This is a genomic window from Caldisericum exile AZM16c01, from assembly GCF_000284335.1.
GTDB lineage: Bacteria > Caldisericota > Caldisericia > Caldisericales > Caldisericaceae > Caldisericum > Caldisericum exile.
This window is the reverse complement of record NC_017096.1, coordinates 916,805-934,544: the sequence shown is the minus strand read 5'-3', so window position 1 is coordinate 934,544 and position 17,740 is coordinate 916,805. Positions and strand designations below refer to the sequence as shown.

17 protein-coding genes and 1 tRNA gene are annotated in these 17,740 nt (G+C 34.5%); 17 read left to right on the top strand and 1 reads right to left on the bottom strand.

Going from position 1 to position 17,740, the window contains the following annotated elements; genetic code table 11:
* The first annotated feature begins 2 nt into the window (after positions 1-2).
* The 10 genes from mreB to malQ all read left to right on the top strand — a co-directional run bounded on the left by mreB (position 3) and on the right by malQ (position 10,894).
* Positions 3-1,007 carry a rod shape-determining protein gene (gene mreB, locus CSE_RS04605; RefSeq protein ID WP_014453478.1) on the top strand — a complete coding sequence of 335 codons (1,005 nt, stop codon included), beginning with the start codon at positions 3-5 and terminating at the stop codon, positions 1,005-1,007.
* Complete coding sequence (gene mreC / locus CSE_RS04600) at positions 976-1,812, top strand: rod shape-determining protein MreC (protein ID WP_156785896.1); 837 nt, start codon at positions 976-978, stop codon at positions 1,810-1,812. Before mreB ends, mreC begins: the two co-directional genes overlap by 32 nt.
* 389 nt (positions 1,813-2,201) lie before the next feature.
* Complete coding sequence (mrdA, locus tag CSE_RS04590; RefSeq protein WP_014453475.1) at positions 2,202-3,935, top strand: penicillin-binding protein 2; 1,734 nt, start codon at positions 2,202-2,204, stop codon at positions 3,933-3,935.
* Positions 3,936-3,959: 24 nt separating this feature from the next.
* Positions 3,960-4,580: a septum site-determining protein MinC gene (locus CSE_RS04585; protein WP_014453474.1), complete on the top strand. Its 621-nt coding sequence runs from the start codon at positions 3,960-3,962 to the stop codon at positions 4,578-4,580.
* A complete protein-coding gene (gene minD, locus CSE_RS04580; protein ID WP_014453473.1) occupies positions 4,573-5,361 on the top strand; it encodes a septum site-determining protein MinD in 789 nt (262 codons plus the stop codon). Before CSE_RS04585 ends, minD begins: the two co-directional genes overlap by 8 nt.
* On the top strand, positions 5,358-5,606 hold the full coding sequence (minE, locus tag CSE_RS04575; RefSeq protein ID WP_014453472.1) for a cell division topological specificity factor MinE: 249 nt from the start codon (positions 5,358-5,360) through the stop codon (positions 5,604-5,606). The genes minD and minE overlap by 4 nt, the downstream gene beginning before the upstream one ends.
* Positions 5,603-6,661 carry an FtsW/RodA/SpoVE family cell cycle protein gene (locus CSE_RS04570; protein ID WP_014453471.1) on the top strand — a complete coding sequence of 353 codons (1,059 nt, stop codon included), beginning with the start codon at positions 5,603-5,605 and terminating at the stop codon, positions 6,659-6,661. The genes minE and CSE_RS04570 overlap by 4 nt, the downstream gene beginning before the upstream one ends.
* Positions 6,658-8,460, top strand: a complete 1,803-nt coding sequence (locus CSE_RS04565) for a TIGR03960 family B12-binding radical SAM protein (protein WP_014453470.1) — start codon at positions 6,658-6,660, stop codon at positions 8,458-8,460. The genes CSE_RS04570 and CSE_RS04565 overlap by 4 nt, the downstream gene beginning before the upstream one ends.
* Positions 8,461-8,501: 41 nt before the next feature.
* Positions 8,502-8,577 (top strand) — tRNA-Asn (locus tag CSE_RS04560).
* 829 nt (positions 8,578-9,406) lie between these two features.
* The gene (gene malQ, locus CSE_RS04555) at positions 9,407-10,894 is read left to right on the top strand and encodes a 4-alpha-glucanotransferase (protein WP_014453469.1); all 1,488 of its coding nucleotides are present in this window, start codon (positions 9,407-9,409) and stop codon (positions 10,892-10,894) included.
* Positions 10,895-10,904: 10 nt separating this feature from the next.
* On the opposite strand, the gene CSE_RS04550 is transcribed toward malQ, so the two are convergent.
* Entirely contained in the window at positions 10,905-11,942 is a 1,038-nt protein-coding gene (locus tag CSE_RS04550; RefSeq protein WP_014453468.1) for a phospholipase D-like domain-containing protein, read from the bottom strand.
* 70 nt (positions 11,943-12,012) lie between these two features.
* Between CSE_RS04550 and CSE_RS04545 the strand changes: the two genes are divergently transcribed.
* From CSE_RS04545 to CSE_RS04515, 7 genes are read left to right on the top strand one after another with little or no spacing between them, the layout of a single operon-like run.
* Entirely contained in the window at positions 12,013-12,318 is a 306-nt protein-coding gene (locus CSE_RS04545; protein WP_014453467.1) for a TIGR04076 family protein, read from the top strand.
* Between the two features lie 3 nt (positions 12,319-12,321).
* Complete coding sequence (locus CSE_RS04540; protein WP_014453466.1) at positions 12,322-14,019, top strand: ABC transporter permease; 1,698 nt, start codon at positions 12,322-12,324, stop codon at positions 14,017-14,019.
* Positions 14,019-14,810 carry an ABC transporter ATP-binding protein gene (locus CSE_RS04535; protein ID WP_014453465.1) on the top strand — a complete coding sequence of 264 codons (792 nt, stop codon included), beginning with the start codon at positions 14,019-14,021 and terminating at the stop codon, positions 14,808-14,810. Before CSE_RS04540 ends, CSE_RS04535 begins: the two co-directional genes overlap by 1 nt.
* On the top strand, positions 14,810-15,301 hold the full coding sequence (locus CSE_RS04530; RefSeq protein WP_014453464.1) for an AAA-associated domain-containing protein: 492 nt from the start codon (positions 14,810-14,812) through the stop codon (positions 15,299-15,301). Before CSE_RS04535 ends, CSE_RS04530 begins: the two co-directional genes overlap by 1 nt.
* Positions 15,298-15,699: a nucleoside-diphosphate kinase gene (gene ndk, locus CSE_RS04525; RefSeq protein ID WP_014453463.1), complete on the top strand. Its 402-nt coding sequence runs from the start codon at positions 15,298-15,300 to the stop codon at positions 15,697-15,699. Before CSE_RS04530 ends, ndk begins: the two co-directional genes overlap by 4 nt.
* 3 nt (positions 15,700-15,702) lie before the next feature.
* Positions 15,703-16,737: a M28 family peptidase gene (locus CSE_RS04520; protein ID WP_014453462.1), complete on the top strand. Its 1,035-nt coding sequence runs from the start codon at positions 15,703-15,705 to the stop codon at positions 16,735-16,737.
* Positions 16,724-17,740 carry a M42 family metallopeptidase gene (locus tag CSE_RS04515; RefSeq protein ID WP_014453461.1) on the top strand — a complete coding sequence of 339 codons (1,017 nt, stop codon included), beginning with the start codon at positions 16,724-16,726 and terminating at the stop codon, positions 17,738-17,740. The genes CSE_RS04520 and CSE_RS04515 overlap by 14 nt, the downstream gene beginning before the upstream one ends.

Here is a 17,740-nt window from a genome sequence, read left to right as displayed (position 1 = left end):
ATATGGGACTGTTTTCTAAAGAACTTGCAATAGATTTGGGTACAGCAAATACTGTAGTATATGTTAGAGGAAGAGGTGTTGTTGTAAGAGAGCCAACGATTATTGCGCTTGATCACAATAAAAGGGTAGTTGCGGTGGGAAATGAAGCAAAGTCAATGGCTGGAAGGACTCCATTTGAGATTGATGTAGTACGACCCATAAAAGACGGAGTCATTAACGATTTTGAAACGACCGAGGCGTTGCTTGATTACTTTATTTCAAAAGCAGGTGGCAAAAGGGGAATTTTTAGACCTATAGTTTTGATTGGTGTCCCAAGCGGAGTTACACCTGTTGAGAAAAAAGCAGTTATTGATGCTGCAATCCATGTAGGGGCAAGACAAGCATATGTAATTCCAGAGCCTCTTGCAGCAGCAATTGGGGCAGGTCTTCCAATAGAAGAGGCAAGAGGTTCAATGATCGTAGATATCGGTGGTGGAACAACGGAGGTTGCAGTAATTTCGCTAAAAGGTATTGTCGTTGGAAAATCTACAAGGATTGCAGGCGACGAGATGAACGAAGCAATAATAAATTATATTAGAAGACAATACAGTATCTTAATTGGTGATGTAACTGCGGAGCAAATAAAGATGCGTATTGGAAGCGCTTTTCCTCTTGATAAAGATGAAAAAATGGAGATACGCGGGAGGGACCTTATTGATGGTCTTCCTAAATCAATTACAATAACCTCAGAGGAAATAAGAAAAGCCCTTCAACCGATACTTGAGGAGATACTCAATGTGATAAAAAGCACGCTCGAAATTACTCCTCCGGAACTTGCATCAGATGTTATGGATAGAGGAATAATGCTTTCTGGTGGGGGAGCGTTACTTAAGAATATCGACAAGTTTTTAACTCATAGAACAGGAATCTTATTTACTGTCGCAGAAGACCCGCTTTCTTCAGTTGCTCTTGGTGCAGGCAAAGTGATAGAGAATTTTGACTACTATAAAGATGCAATTTCCTCGTGAAAGGCTTGCTTTATATGCAGTTTTAACAATCTTGTTCTTAATTTTCGTTGCAGGCCTTGTTGGTTATGGTATTACACCGAAGAGTATTTATGAAGTTTTAGTATTAAAACCTGTAAGTCTAATAATAGATTTTTTCAATAATACTTACTCCTCTGTTCAAAATTACTTTATTTCTATTGTAAAAGGCAAGGCTTTGATTATAGAGAATCAAAATCTTAGAGACTATATTTCAACACTTGAAAGTAGGTTAAAGATTCTTTTGGGATACTATTACGAAAATATCGAACTTAAAAATCTTCTTGGGATAAAACACAATATAAAGTTCAACACAATTGGTTGTAATATAATCTTGTATAGTAAATCTGGCAACTTCCTTGTAATTGATAGAGGGAAAGATTCTAATTTAAAGATTGATATGCCCGTCGTATACTCTGTTGACGGTGTGACTTCTTTTCTCGTTGGTAAAATCACTGAAGTTTCTAACAATACATCTAAAGTAACTCTTGAAACAAGTCCGAATTTTAAAGTTGGAGTTAAAAACGCTTCTCGAGGGGGGATTGATGTTGCCTCTGGTAATGGAAATGGTTTAACAGTTGTTCGTCCTTCCCAAGACGTCTCCGATTCCTTATCTGACATATTTGTAACAGTTGAGGAAAGTGGTATTTTTCCGAAAGACATTGTTGTAGGAAAGGTATCTAAAATAAAAAAAATAAGTGCAGTAGAGAATGAAATTGAACTTGAGCCTTTGATTGACTTTTATACTATTAGAAATGTATTGGTAATCACATCTTATGAAAAAAATTGATATTATAAATGCGACTGTATTTTTTGTACTTCTACTATTTGATATTGCCACTAATAAGAATACAAATTTTTTAATTTCTTTATCATTTATAACCGCAGTTTCTATAAAGAATGGGTCTTTAGTCAATATCCTGTATTTTTTATTAATGGATTCTCTATTTGGAAAATTTCTCGGATTTTTTACACTACCTGTCTTTATTGGAGTTATTTTTGCAGGTTTCGTTTCGTCTAAAATTAAAGTTCCTTTATTTCTTCAGGTATTAAGTCCCTATACTTTCTTGTTTTTTGTTTTACTTAGTTTCACAAAAAATCTTTTTTATTCCTTTCAGTTTATGGTTTCGAGTATAATATTTTCAACATTTTTTATTTTTATAATATCTTTAAAAGACTATGAACAGAAGAAAACTTGAATTCAATTATATAATTTATTCTTTAATTTTAGTCCTCATCTTTACCCTTATGGGGCGAGCATATTATCTTCAAATAGTTAAAGGGGATTACTATAACGAATTGTCTCAATATAGAAGTGTAAGAATCATTGAAACTCAACCCATGAGGGGACGTATTCTTGATAAGAATGGCGTTGTTCTTGCAGAAGACATACCCTCATATAGTGTTGCAGTAGTTATGGAAGATGTTAAAAACCCACAGGAAGAGTTTAAGATACTTTCCTCAATAATTGGCATAGAGCAATCAGACATTGAGGAAAAGATAAGAAAAGCAAATGTCCCACCTTATGAGAATGTTATCATAAAGAAAGACATTTCAATCAAAGAAAGAGTCCAGATAGAGGAGTTGCAGGATAGATTACCAGGAATAAACGTTATCACATCTTATAAAAGATATTATCCTTTTAAAGAAATTGGTTCTGCCTTTCTTGGGTATGTAGGACCAGTTACCCTTGATGACATAAAAACGGATAGTTATTACGATATAAACGATGTAATCGGGAAACAAGGACTAGAACTTCAGTATGAGAAATATTTAAGGGGAATTAAAGGAAAGAAAGAGGTGCTTGTTGATGCCATTGGCAGGGTAAAATCTGTTTTATACGAGGAAAAACCAATTCCTGGAAATGACATTTATCTTAATATTGATATAAATGTACAAAAGAATCTTGAAGATCTTGTTGGAGATAGAACTGGCGTTTCAATTGTGATGGACCCAAGGACTGGTGGTATAATTGCAATGGTATCACATCCAACGTTTGATCCAAATCTTTTTGTAAATGGAATAAGCGAAAAAGACTATAAAACCCTTTTAGAAAAGAATGCCTTTATAAATCGTGCGGTGCAATCAAGATTTCCACCTGGTTCAACTTTTAAGAGTTTGACACTTATTTCTGCTCTCGAAAAAGGTGTTATTACAAAGGAAACCATCATTGACTGTGGCCCTTATGTAACAATAGGTGGAAGAAATTTTAAAGATTGGGTTTATCCTTCTTCATTTGGAAGACAAACTCCTTCTGTTGCTTTAGCAAATTCAAGCGATGTGTTTTTCTACAAATTAGGTCTTATGACTGGAGAAGATACGATAAAACATTATGCTGACCTTTTAAAGGTAGCCGATTTAACTCAAATAGACCTTCCTTTTGAAATAAGTGGGATTGTTCCGTCTCCTCAATGGAAGAAGGAAATAATGGGAGAACAGTGGTATTTGGGCGATACTGCGAATATGTCAATTGGTCAAGGGTTCGTATCCCTTACTCCGATTGAAGTTGCTTCTTTTTATCAAATAATAGCCAATAATGGAGTTGGACTAACGCCACATTTATTAGATAAAATAGTATCTCCAAAAGGGGAAATTATTTTTGAATATAAACCACAAGTTAGAGTTGAATACAAGTTCAAGCAAGACACACTTAACACAGTGAAAGATGGCCTTGAAGGTCTTTCTAATAAACCCGATATGAGGATTATGCGTGTAAATGGAGTGATTGTTTGTTCAAAAACAGGCACTGCTGAAGTTGGTGATAAAGAAGCACATGTTCACCATTGGCTTGTCTCTTTTTCACCTCGTGAAAATGCTTCAGTTTTAGGGCTTTTCTTTTTTGAGTATTCTACTTTTCCATCGTCGCATGCACTTGCTCCTCTTATGAGGGACTTGCTAAAAAACTTTTTTTGAGTAAAAATATGTAAGGAGGAAACCATGAAGGACATTGTGACTCTTAAAGGGATTAATGGCGATGTTGTTTTAAAGATTGACCCGGTAGCACCATTTGAGGATGTGCTTGATAGAATTAGGAACCTTATAGAAAGCGAAAGAAACTTCTTTAGTAAGGGCTTTTTATCAATAGATACTCAAGGAAGAGAGCTAAGTGAATTAGAAATAAGCAAATTGGAAAGTCTTTTTAATGGAATAAACGTTTCGTTTAGAATAAACGAAGGGGAGAAGGTTTTTGGTGGGACTTTCGAACAATCACAGCCATCGTTTTTTGTTGTTGACCATACGGTGCGCTCCGGCCAAGTCGTGCGATATAAAGGTGATATCGTAATTCTTGGAAATGTAAATCCGGATGGGGTTGTCGAGTCAGAATCTGACGTATATGTGTATGGTGTTATAAAGGGAAAAGTTACAGCAGGAAAGCGAGTTGTCGCACTTGGATTTCAACAACAGTATTTGAATATAAATGGTATCGAAGTTGAAGCAAAGACTCCCGAAAAAAGTCGAAAGCCTTATATTATAGAAATAGATACAGATAAAAAAGTTACAATTGTTCCTTTGGATGAAAGAGAAGCAAAACCTGTAAGGAGAAGAAAGAATGGGTAGATCAATTGTGGTAACGGCTGGAAAAGGTGGAGTTGGTAAGACTACAGTAACTGCAAATTTAGGTGCATCCTTGTCGAAACTTGGGAAAAGTGTTGTAGTTATTGACATGGATATTGGGCTTAGGAATCTTGACGTTGTTATGGGACTTGAAAATCGTGTTGTTTATAATATTATGGATATTGTTGAAGGACGTTGTAAGATTAACCAGGCTCTTGTCAGAGATAAACATTTGGAGAATCTTTTCTTACTTCCCGCTTCTCAAATTCACAACAAAGATGACGTGGATATCGATCGAATAGTCGACATTGTTACAACGCTTGAAGGTAGTTTTGATTACATTTTGTTAGACTCTCCAGCAGGCATTGAAAAAGGATTTGAATCTTCTGTTGCACCTGCAAAAGAGGCGCTTGTTGTTGCAACGCCTGATGTTTCTTCTGTAAGAGACGCAGATAGAGTGGTTGGTATTATAGAAAGCAAAGGAATCTTCTCAATAAGTCTTATAGTAAATAGGTATGACCTTGCTTTAGTAGCGAAGAAGAAAATGCTCGACTTTGACAGCATTGTTGATATCTTAGGCATTGATGCAATTGGAGTTGTTCCTGAAGATAAAAATGTTATTGAAACAACAAATAGGGGAGAAATACTTGTGAATTACTTGCCTGGATCTCCTGCAGCAAAGGAATTCGGGTTAATTGCAAGAAGAATTGAAGGTGAATCGATTCCAATAAAAATTGAAGAGCAAAAAGGATTTTTGGGTAATTTATTTAGGAGAGGTTCATGAATATCTTTAAAGGCGGGAAAAATGCAAGTGATATAGCGCAGGAAAGACTAAAATTGATTCTTATTCAGGACCGCTTATCGCTTTCTTCAAAAGAGTTTGAAATGTTAAAAGAAGATATTATAAAAGTACTCTCTAAGTATTTTGATATTGAAGAAAATGGAATAAAAATAAATTTAGAAAGAACAAAAGAAAAGAGTATATTTGAAGCGATCGTGCCGCTAATTCAAACAAAAAAAGAAAAGTGAGAAAAGTTCCATATTTATTAATTTTTTCTGTTACAATTTTGACGTTTTTTTCGATAACTGCGCTTTATATTATCAATTTTAGGAAATTTGTGCCAAAAGAAGTTATTTATTTTCTTGCAGGGTTCTTCATTTTTTTAATTGTTTCTTCAGTAAACTTTAGAGTATACAAATTCTATGCAATCCCACTTTATTCAGCAGTTTTAGTGCTTCTTATTGGTGTCCTTATAGTGGGTGTTGCAATAAATAGTTCGAGAAGGTGGATAAGTATTGCAGGGCTTTTTACAATACAACCTTCCGAATTTGCAAAAATTTCTCTCATAATAGTCCTGGCCTGGATTTATGAACATAAAATGTGGAATAACTTTCAAAAATTTGTATATTCTGCATTATTACTTATACCATATGCGATGATTGTATTTTTGCAACCTGATATGGGAACTTCTCTTGTGTTTGCGTTCATTTACTTTTTCTTAATTTTGGCTTTTCTTCACTACAAATATGCATTAACATTGGTTATTTTAGCGCTGTCTATGATTCCGCTGTTACCAAAAATACTCAAACCGTACCAAATTGAAAGGATTTTAACTTTCTTTGATCCATACCGAGATCCATTGGGAAGTGGCTATAATGTTCTACAATCCATAATTTCATTTAGTTCAGGAAGACTTTTTGGAAAAGGAATTTCAGGAAGTACAATGACTAAACTTAACTTTGTTCCTGTGCAATATGCTGATTTTATACTTTCGGCAATTGGAGAAATTTGGGGTTTTATAGGAGTTGTTGTGGTTTTACTATGTTATTCTTACATTTTATACTTTACTTCAAAGGCAGCGTTTTCGACAAAAAATATTTTCGGAAGAGCAATTGCGCTTGGTGTATTTGCAATGTTTTTCTTTCAAATACTCATTAACGCTGGAATGAACATGGGTATTATGCCGGTTACAGGAGTCCCCTTGCCTTTTTTAAGTTTCGGGGGAAGTTCAGAAATTGTGAATTTTCTTGCACTGGGGCTTTCGGTAAGCGTGTATAATTATAAGGATGAAATTAACCTATGATTAAGGATTATGAACTTATAAAATTTAAGAAGCCTTATTATTATTTTGGAAATGAATTTAATAGTATCCATAAAGAGGGCATTGGATTACTAAAAGTTGCGCTTGTATATCCCGATACATATGAAGTTGGCATGTCCTCTTTTGGTTTCAAAATTCTGTATCACCTCGGAAATGAGTTAAATGGAGTTTCCGTTGAAAGAGCATTTGCACCTTTGAGAGATCTTGAAGAGTATTTAAGGCAAAAGTCAATACCATTATTTTCTCTTGAATCAAGAACACCGTTGAATGAATTTGATCTTATTGGGTTTTCCGTTCAAACTGGACTTGACTACACGAATATACTTAACATACTTGATTTGTCAATGATTCCTTTACACGCAGACAAAAGAAATCGTCCCATTATTTTTATGGGTGGAACTTCTTCGTATAATCCAGAGCCTCTTTCAAAGTTTATGGACTTTTTTGTTTTAGGAGAGGGAGAAAATTCATTTATAAAAATCCTTGAAATTGGAAAGGAAATAAAAGATAAAGAAAAATTTTTGGAAGAAGTTTCAAAGATAAGAGGCGTTTATGTCCCTAAATTTTTTGAATTCGAAAAGTACAACAGTTTAATAGTTGAGAAAAATGGTAAAAAAGTAGTAAAAGATGCAATAAAAGATTTTGAGCATTCATATTTTCCGACAAAGCCTATTGTTCCACTTGGAAGTATAATAATGGATAAGGCGTATGTTGAAATTTTTAGAGGTTGCACTCGTGGTTGTAGGTTTTGCGAAGCAGGTGTTGTCTATAGGCCTGTACGAGAGAGGAGCATTGAGAAAATAGAAGAATATTCTTATGAAGTATTAAAAAATACAGGTTATGAAGAGATTACGTTCCTGTCTTTGAGCACTAACGATTATTCAGATATGAATGGCTTAATTGCCCTTATTAGGAAACTAACAAAGGATTTTAATGTATCTATATCACTTCCTTCGCTTAGAATTGATAAATTTACCAAGGAACTTGGAGAGGCAATTCTTGAACAAAAAGTTCATAGTCTTACTTTTGCAATTGAGGCTGCAACGCCAAGACTTAGACGAGTAATCAATAAAACGATTTCAAATGAAGAAATTCTTAATGTGGTAAAAACGGCTGTTTCTCTTGGATTTCATACGCTGAAATTTTACTATATCGTTGGCCTTCCCACTGAAACGATGGAGGATGTTCTTGAGATTGTAACATTAACAAAAGAAATGCTTAAAGTTGGCGAAGCAAACAAAGCATTTAGAAAGCCTTTTGAGATTCATTTGAGTATTAATCCGTTTATGCCACAACCAAATACTCCATTCCAATGGGCTCAATTTGAGAGCATTGAATCTCTTGAAGAAAAAAAGAGAGTTCTTTTAAAAGAATTGAGAATAAGGAATGTAAAAGTTGATTTTTCCGATTTTAGGATGAGTGCGCTTGAAGTAATTCTTGATAGGGGTGATAGACAAATTTCAAACGTTATCGAAAAAGCGTTTAAGCTTGGTGCAAAAATGGATTCATGGAGCGAGCATTTCAATTTTGAAATCTGGAAAAGGGCTTTTGAAGAGGAAAGCGTTGATATGAATCTATATTTAAGGGAGTTTAAAACAGATGAAAAACTCCCCTGGGAGCATATAGATTCTGGAGTTTCAAAGCAATTTTTATTGAAAGAATATAAGAATGCAATAAACGGCGTTATAACTGAAGATTGTAGGAATGGCATTTGTGCCGGGTGTGGTATAAATATACCTTTATTTTGCCCAATTCTTGAGAAAAAGGTTTCAGCCTCTTGACAAAAAGAAAAAATTTATTATTCTATATAGCGAGACCGGGTTCCCCGTTAGCTCAACCGGCAGAGCGGGTGGCTGTTAACCACTAGGTTGTAGGTTCGAGTCCTACACGGGGAGCCAAATTTATTTTATGAGTTTCTAAACTAGATAACTGTCTTAGCTTGACTCCACAAACTTTTTTATTGGTTTTCATATTCTAACGTTTGAAAACTTATCCTATTCAAACGAAAAATTAGCCTTTTCCTAAGATTCCTTTTTATTAGGTTGTATTAATAAAGGTATAATAAAAGGATAGAAGCACTTTATTGAGTTTGTAAGCCATTGTTTTCTTAATTCCAAGAAGATCTATTTAAAGTTTAGATAATATGCACTGTGTAGTTTTTGATTTTTTTAAATCGCTTTCGTCATAAACAAATTAAATCATACGGCACTTTTCAAAATCAATGTTTCTTGAAAATGCAATTTCAGATAAAATACAACTTTTATGTGCATAAAACTCCTATCTGGTTGCAGGACTATGAAATGTTTATTGAAACTTAAAAGTTGAGTTACTAAATGCAAAGGCAATGAAAAATTTGAATATGAGTATAAAAAATTTCCAAGGTTCAATAGATCGTTTTATTTACACTTCTTTACTGGTTAATAAACTTTAAACTGTTTCAAAAACATTTCCCAAAGCTTTAATACTCCCTTAAAAGTTTCGCTTGGGGAAATTTATTGTAGCAAACTCAATCAAATACTTGAAGATTTAGGTCAATTATATCTGTTGGGCATTTTATTTTCTCTTTGTTGAAAATTCGACAAAAAAACCTCAATTAATGGTATACTTTAAGTAGGATAACGACCTACAATTAAGCAAAAGTTTCTTATACATATTGAGTGGAGAATTGCTTTAGATTTGGCTAAGAAACTTTGCAGGCATTGAAAATATATTTTAGGAGATTGGAATATGAGAGGAAAAAATATTCGAAAAAGTGGAGTTTTAGTTCACATTACAAGTTTGCCAAGTAAGTTTGGAATTGGTGATGTTGGATATTCAGCAAAGAATTTTATTGATTTACTTAAAAACTCATCTCAAAAATTAATGCAGATTTTACCGATAGGCCCAACGGAGCCTTTCTTTGACAATTCGCCGTATCACTCAGTATCCGCTTTTGCAATAAATCCGTTGTTTATAAGTCTTGAAAAACTTAAAGAAGAAGGACTTCTTGAAAGCAATCTTTCTGATTACGAAGTTGTGGAATCTAATATTGTTCCCTTTGGAGAAGTTATTGAGAATAAATTCAGGGCCTTTGGTGTTGCGTTCAAAAATTTTAAAGAAAGTGATGAATTTGAGAAATTTTGTGCTGAGAATTCTTTTTGGTTAGATGATTATGCAAATTTCACAGCATTAAAAAAGAGATTTGGAAATAAACCGTGGCAAGAGTGGCCTTTAGAGTTTAAAAATAGAGACAAAGTTGCCTTAAATCTTGCAAAAGATATTTTAAAAGATGAAATTCGTTTTGTTAAATTTTTACAATTTATCGCATACAAACAGCTCTTGGAGATGAAAGCCTATGCAAATGAAAACGGAATTGAAATAATTGGAGATCTTCCAATATACGTTGATCTCGATAGCCCTGATGTGTGGGCAAATAGAGAGTTATTTAACTTAAATGAGGAAGGGTATCCTATAAAAGTTGCAGGAGTTCCGCCGGATTACTTCAATGAAAATGGACAATTATGGGGTAATCCTGTTTATAATTGGGATAAGCATAAAGAAATAGGTTTTGAATGGTGGATAAGAAGAATTTCTCATCTTTTAAAATTTGTAGACATCGTAAGGATTGATCACTTTAGAGGATTTGTTGCATATTACGCAATAGATGCAGGGCGAGAAAATGCAAAAGTTGGCGACTGGATAAGGGTTCCTGTGTATGAATTTTTTGACGCCATTAAAAATCATTTTCCATCGATGCCTTTTATAGCAGAAGATCTTGGACTAATTACAGAGGATGTTGTAGAGGTAATTGAGCACTACAATATTCCAAATATGAGGATTCTTCAATTTGCATTTGATGGATCTCCTGAAAACGGGTATCTTCCACATAATTATAAAAATCCAACGGTTGTGTATACAGGCACACATGATCATAACACAACAGTGGGTTGGTTTAAATATGAACTTACAGAAAAAGGCAAGGAGTATCTTGAAAAATACTTGGGGAAGGCAATAACGATTCAAACAATTAATTTTGATTTAATAAGACTTGCTCACTCTTCTATTGCACAATTTTCAATTGTTCCTGTCCAGGATGTTTTGGGTCTCGATGAACGCTTTAGAGTGAATACTCCAGGCACATCGACGGGAAATTGGCGCTTCAAATTAAAATTTAGCGATATAGATGAGGAAAAATTTTTACAACTAAAGGAAATTACAGAAGTTTACGGACGGTGAATTCATTCATTTATTTTGCAAAGTCCCAGAAGAAAACCTCTCTCAATTTATCTATAACCTCGGGATTTGAAAGAATAATTCCAACCTCTCTGTTATTGTCCAGTGAATTTGAAGATAGGTTTTCCGATCCCACAAATGCATACTTTCTGTCAACAATGATTATCTTTGCATGAATAAATGGGCTCGTTATATATTTGATGTCAATACCGTATCTTTTTAATTCTGATATTACCACATCGTTTCCCTGAATATTCTTTGGGTCTGCAATAATTATTTTCACATCTGCACCATATGCTCTACGCTTTTTCAATATGTCCATAACCGATGGATCTTGAATTTCCTCTGCATAAATGAGAATTTCACCTATTGCGCTTTTAAGAAGAGTTTCAATCTTTTCTCTTGAATTTTCAGGACTTACAACAAGAGGAGTATCTCCTTTTGGATTGTATGGTGACCTCTTCCAATCAGCCTCAAAAATTTTAATAAGTTCCTGCACGATATTTTCATCATTTACAATAACCCCAAATTCTCTATTTTTAGTAAAAGCAGATTTTGTAAAATTGAGTGTCATTATATAGCCAGTTCTACTATCAATAATCATGAACTTTGAATGTGTGTAGTTATAAGCCTTGTTATCCCATTTCGTTTCTATCCCATAGTAAGAAAGTTTATCCTTTGTTTCTTTGTTTGCACTGTATCCACCATACGGGTTTTCCTCAAGAATAACCCGTATCTTTACGCCTCTTTTTTTGGCGCTAACAAGTTCTTGGAGAATTTCTGTATCTGAGAATGTGTAAATTTCGATATCGATTGAGTTTTTTGCATTTTTTATTCCATCTACTACTGAAGTTTTTCCCATATCAGGGGTGTAAAAAATATTGACAGTACCACTATAAGATTGAATTGCTGGTGTACTTTGCTGCGGGATTAACTTGTAATATACAAAAAGAAGGACAATGAACAAAACCGAAATAATTACATTATAGACATAAGCCTTTTTGCCAAGAACCTTTTCTTTGATACTTCTATCAATTTTCTCTTTTCCCATACTTGAATTATACACAAAATGTTCCTATTTGTATTTGGAAAAATACATATTTTTAATAAAATGAAATGATATGGCCATATACAGGATAAAGATAAGAGTTGTTGAAGTAAGAGGAACATGCTCTGCCAATTTAAAAGTTGGAGATGAGTTTGAAATAAATGAAAACGGCCAACCAGTTCCAATTAATTTCTGTGGCTGGGCCTTTGTTTCCTTGTGGCCTTTTATAACGCCGCTCCGCTATGGTGGAAGGTTACCATGGGAAAAAGACGAAAACAAGACGTATGTTTCTTGTCCGGATCCTTATAATACTGTTGTATTTGAAATTATAAGAGAAAAAGAAGATGAAATAAATGAGGAAAATCCACCCGCTTTTTAGAAGATGAAAGAGAAAAGGATACTAACACAAATAATTTCCCAATTGCTTATAATAATACTTCTTATTGGAGTTGTTTATGCCTTTTATAAAAAACAAATTAACATTGCAAGTTATGTCGAAGATTTAAGGGTTTCATCGCTTCCGTATTATATCTTTCGGTCCCTTATAAGAATGTTTACAGCATATGTTATATCTCTTCTATTTGCTTTTACCTATGGATACCTTGCAGCAACAAGTGAAAGAAGAGAAGCCTTAATGATACCAATACTTGATATCCTTCAGTCTGTGCCAATTTTAGGGTTCTTTCCTGTTGCAATTGCTTTCTTTATTTCTCTTTTTCCAAATTCAATTCTTGGTGTTGAACTTGCGTCAATATTTCTTATTTTTACTTCTCAATCGTGGAATATTGCGTTTGGTGTTTACGAAAGCATTAAAGCAATACCAAAGGATATTAAAGAAGCCTATGAATTTTTTGACCCAGTTTGTAATCTTAAACTCAGAAGGCTCTATATACCTGCATCCGTTCCAAAAATCATTTATAATAGCATTGTAAGTTGGTCCAATGGTTGGTATTTTCTCGTTGCATCTGAAATATTTGCTGTGGGAGAAAAATCTTTCAGACTTCCCGGTATTGGAAGTTTTATACTTGTTTCTGCGACTGAAAACAAAATTGGTTTAGTTCTTTTGGGAATTCTTAGCCTTGGTGTAACAATATTTTTCCTTGACATGTTTATGTGGCGACCACTGTTACAGTGGTCAAGGAAATTTAGATACTCGATAAGCCCGGGTGAAGAGGAGGAAAGAGAAGTCCTTGATATTGTAATTATCTTTTGGGAATTCGTTGGCAGTATCATTAACGCAATTAAAAAGCCTTTTGATAAAATCGAATTCGAGCGTCTTAATCTAAAAAACGTTTTCAGATTCAAAGTATTTGAGATTGTAGAGAGAATAATAAAGTATGGTTTGCTTGCGGCTTCTGTAATTGCTGTAATATACATAGTGTTCTATACGGTCAAAGGTATATATAGCATTGCGTTGTCATTTAAGCTCTCCTATATTTTGATTGTTTTGAGATCTCTATTATTTTCAACCTTACGAGTTCTTTCCTCGTATGTGTTTGCTGTATTGTGGACGGTGCCTTTTGCAATTTTTCTCTACAATAGAAAAAAGATAGCAAATTTTATTTTGCCTGTTTTTCAAATACTTTCATCAATCCCTGCTATTTCATTCTTTCCTTTACTTCTTTATTTTCTTTTGCCCTTCAAGTTTGGACTAGAGTTATCTTCAATAATACTAATTCTTACGGGAATGCAGTGGTATATTTTCTTCCTTGTTTTGGGAGGTTTAAAGGCAATACCCAATGATCTTCTTGAAGTAGTTGACTCTTACGGCGTTAAAGGAAATTTAAGACTAAGGAGATTGTTAATTCCTTCGATATTACCTTCATTTCTTACTGGCACGATTACTGCAATGGGTGGTGCCTGGAATGCTTTAGTTGTTGCAGAATACATAGACATAAAAGGACAGCCGTTTTCAGTTGAAGGTATCGGAGCACTTTTAAATACATCTTTGGCTCAGAATGAAAAAGCTCTTTTTACACTTGCTCTTGTGTCACTTGTTTTTATGGTCTACTCAATCAATCATTTTGTTTATAGACCTCTTTATGATAAAATCCTTGATAGGTATAGGATGGAGGCATAATGGACTTTTTAAGTGTTAAAAGCGTATACCAAACATTTCCTCTCAAAAATAAAGAGGTTGTGATACTTGAAGATGTAAGTTTTGATATTCAAGAAAACGAATTTGTTAGTCTTGTTGGGCCATCAGGATGCGGAAAGAGCACGCTTTTAAGAATCATTGCAGGTCTTTTAAAACCAACGTCTGGAAGCGTATTTTTTAGAGGACAAGAGATAAAAGGAATTAACCCATTTACAAGCATGGTTTTCCAGACGTTTGGACTACTTCCATGGCTTGATGTAACCGAAAACATAACACTTGGTTTGGAGGCAAGAGGGGTTCCTCTAAAGGAGCGCCTTAAGAAGGCTTTTAAATATATTGATATGGTAGGCCTTGAAGGTTTTGAAGAGGCATATCCACGGGAACTATCTGGTGGTATGAAACAAAGAGTTGGTATCGCAAGAGCTTTGGTTATGGAACCGGAACTTCTTCTAATGGACGAGCCTTTTTCTGCACTTGATGCTTTGACTGCCGAAAACTTGAGGTCTGAGATAATAGACCTATGGGAATCAAGGAAACTCTCTTTAAAGTCTATTCTTCTTGTAACGCATAATATCGAGGAAGCAGTTTATCTTTCAGACAGGATTATTATCCTTTCAACTCATCCCGGAAAAATTATTGCCGATGAAAGGATTGATTTACCTCGACCTCGTGATAGAGAAAGCAAGGAATTTTACAAAATTTATGATAAAATATATTCAATGATACTTGGTTCAAGTTTAAGTAAGGAGGTGAATCCCGGTAAGGGGAAATAATGGATGACATATCGCCATTGCCGTACGTAGAAGTTGGCAAGCTTATTGGTTTGCTTGTTTATCTTGAAGATTCAGATGGAAAAGTTGACATTTACATGATTCCCGAGGACATTGAAATCGAAGCTGATGAATTAATTTCACTTTTGCGTCTTGCCCAAATGCTCGGTTTCGTTGAAGTTAGAGAAGGAGATGTTTTTATCACAGATATTGGACGTGAACTTGTTGATGGTGATGAAAATAAGAGGAAACTCATTTTTAAGGAGTCGTTAAAAAAACTTCCCATTTTTAAGAAGGTAATAAATATTCTTATCAAAGCAACAGAAAACTCAATTGACAAAGATGACCTTCTTGAACTCCTTCAGGAAGAGATGTCAGATGTCGAAGCAGAAGAGACACTCAAAAGCATCATTGAACTTGGAAGATATGCTGAATTAATTGGTTACAACCCTGAAGACAAGGAAGTTTATCTTGATAAACTGGAGGAGATATGATAGAAGAAACTTTTGTAATGATAAAGCCGGATGGCGTTAAAAGAGGATTGATAGGCGAGATAATTTCCAGGTTTGAGCGAAAATTAATGTCAATTACTGAACTCAGAATGCTTACTCTAACAAGGGAGTTGGCAGAAGAACTTTATGCTGAACATAAAGGAAGAGACTACTTCGAAAAACTCATTAACTATAGTATATCTGGACCTGTTGTTGTAATGAAAATCGTGGGAGAAAATGCAATTATGAACTGTAGGATTCTTGTTGGAGATACCTATCCTGAAAAAAGAGTTCCTGGAAGTATTAGAGGAGATTTTTCACCGTATCTCACCGAGAATGTTGTGCATGCATCTTCAAGTAAGGAAGATGCTGAACGTGAACTTAGGATCTTTTTCGGGTGATGTATGGACGAGAATCTTTTACGAAATCTTACTGAAAACTTTGCGCCAACCGGAAGTGAAAGGTCCATTTTTCCTGTTATTGAAAGTGCGTTAAAGGGTTACATAGATGAAATTAAAGTTCATGAGCCAAGTAATTCTCTCATAGGTTTTAAAAAAGGAACAGGAAAGTGTGCCTTGATGCTTGAAGCACACGTAGATGAAGTAGTTATGGTTGTTAGCAACTTAGAGAAAAATGGTTTTTTAAAAGTTACCTCAAGATCAATTGACCCTAAAATTTTGCCAGGTTCAGAAGTCATTATTCATGGGAAGAAAAGAATAAAGGGAGTTATTGGAGTAAAACCTTATCACCTTGTGAAAGAAGGCGATGAGAATGTCGCGTATGATTTTAATAAACTATTTGTTGATACTGGTCTTTCTGAAAGCGAAATAAGAGATTTAGTTTCCGTTGGTGATTACGTGACATTTGCTCCAAACTTTGATAAAATTGGAAATTATTTCGTAAATAAGTCTTTTGATAACAGGCTTGGTGTGTATGTGCTGATTGAAACAGCGCGGGTTCTGAAAAATATTAGGCACGATGTAAATGTGTATTTTCTCTTCTCTTCGCAGGAAGAATTTACAGGGCTTGGTGCAATAACTGCTACTTTTTCGATTTTCCCGAGTGCTTCTGTTGTAATTGATGTAACATTTGGAACTCAGTACAGAATAACTTCTTCTGATGGTTTTGAATTAGGAAAAGGACCTGCGATATTTTATGGTATATCCGTGAACAGAGATTTGACAGATAAACTTTCTTCGGTTGCAAATAAGTACGGAATTCCTTATCAAAAAGAGGTGGGAGTACTTTCATCAACTGATGCAGACAAAATTTCTCTTGTAAGATCAGGAATTCCTGTTACGCTTATAAGCATACCGATAAGATACATGCATACTCCTATTGAAATGTTTGATCCTTTTGATGTAGACAAAACTGTGCAAATATTGAAACTTTTTATTGAAGAATTCAAACCTTTAGAGGATAAAAATGGCGAATATTGAACTTATAAAGAAATTGAGCAATTCGTTTGGAATTTCGGGGTTTGAGGATGAAGTAATTGAAATTTTGAAAAGTGAAGTAAGAGGTTATGTTGATAGTTTTGAAGTTGACCCACTTAAAAACTTTATTGCGGTCAAATCTCTTGAATTGGCAAAGCCTATAGTAATGCTCAATGCGCACATGGACGAAGTTGGTCTTATTGTAAAGGGATTTACTTCTGAGGGATATCTAAAGTTTAGTAAAGTTGGTGGAATTGATGATAGAGTACTTTTAGGCAAAAGAGTTGTCATCGGAAAAAACAGAGTAAAAGGAGTTATAGCAACAGTTCCGATTCATCTTCAAGAACAAAGTGAACGCAACCGTGTTGAAAAAGCAAAGGACATGGTTATTGATATCGGAGTAAAATCAAAAGAGGAAGCGGAAAAACTTGTAAGTTTAGGCGATTTTGTTGGTTTTGATGTAAAATTTGAGCAATTATCAGAGAATACCTTTGTTGGAAAAGCGCTTGACGATAGACTTGGATGTGCCCTTATAACAGAAATTTTAAAGGAAAAATTTAATTTTCCTATTGTTGCACTTTTTTCCTCACAAGAAGAAATTGGTTTGCGTGGTGCAACGGTTGGAGCCTTTAAGTATACACCGCAAATATCAATCACTATTGAGGGAACAATATCTGCAGACTTTCCAGATGTAAGCGATCACGAGAAGTGCACTACTGTGGGTAATGGCCCAGTAATTACGATTAAAGATAATTCTGTTATTACCGATCACGAGTTGAGAGGTAAACTTGTTAAGATAGCAGAAAAACTTAAAGTTCCTTATCAATTTAAACAAGTTTTTGTAGGTGGCACTGACTCTTCAAGAATTCAACTTACCAAAGCTGGAGTAAAAGTACTTGTTGTAGCAGTTCCAGTAAGGTATATTCACTCACCAATTTCTCTCTTCAATATAAATGATTATGAAAACACAAAAAAACTTATTATTGAGTTTTTGAAGTCTCTATAA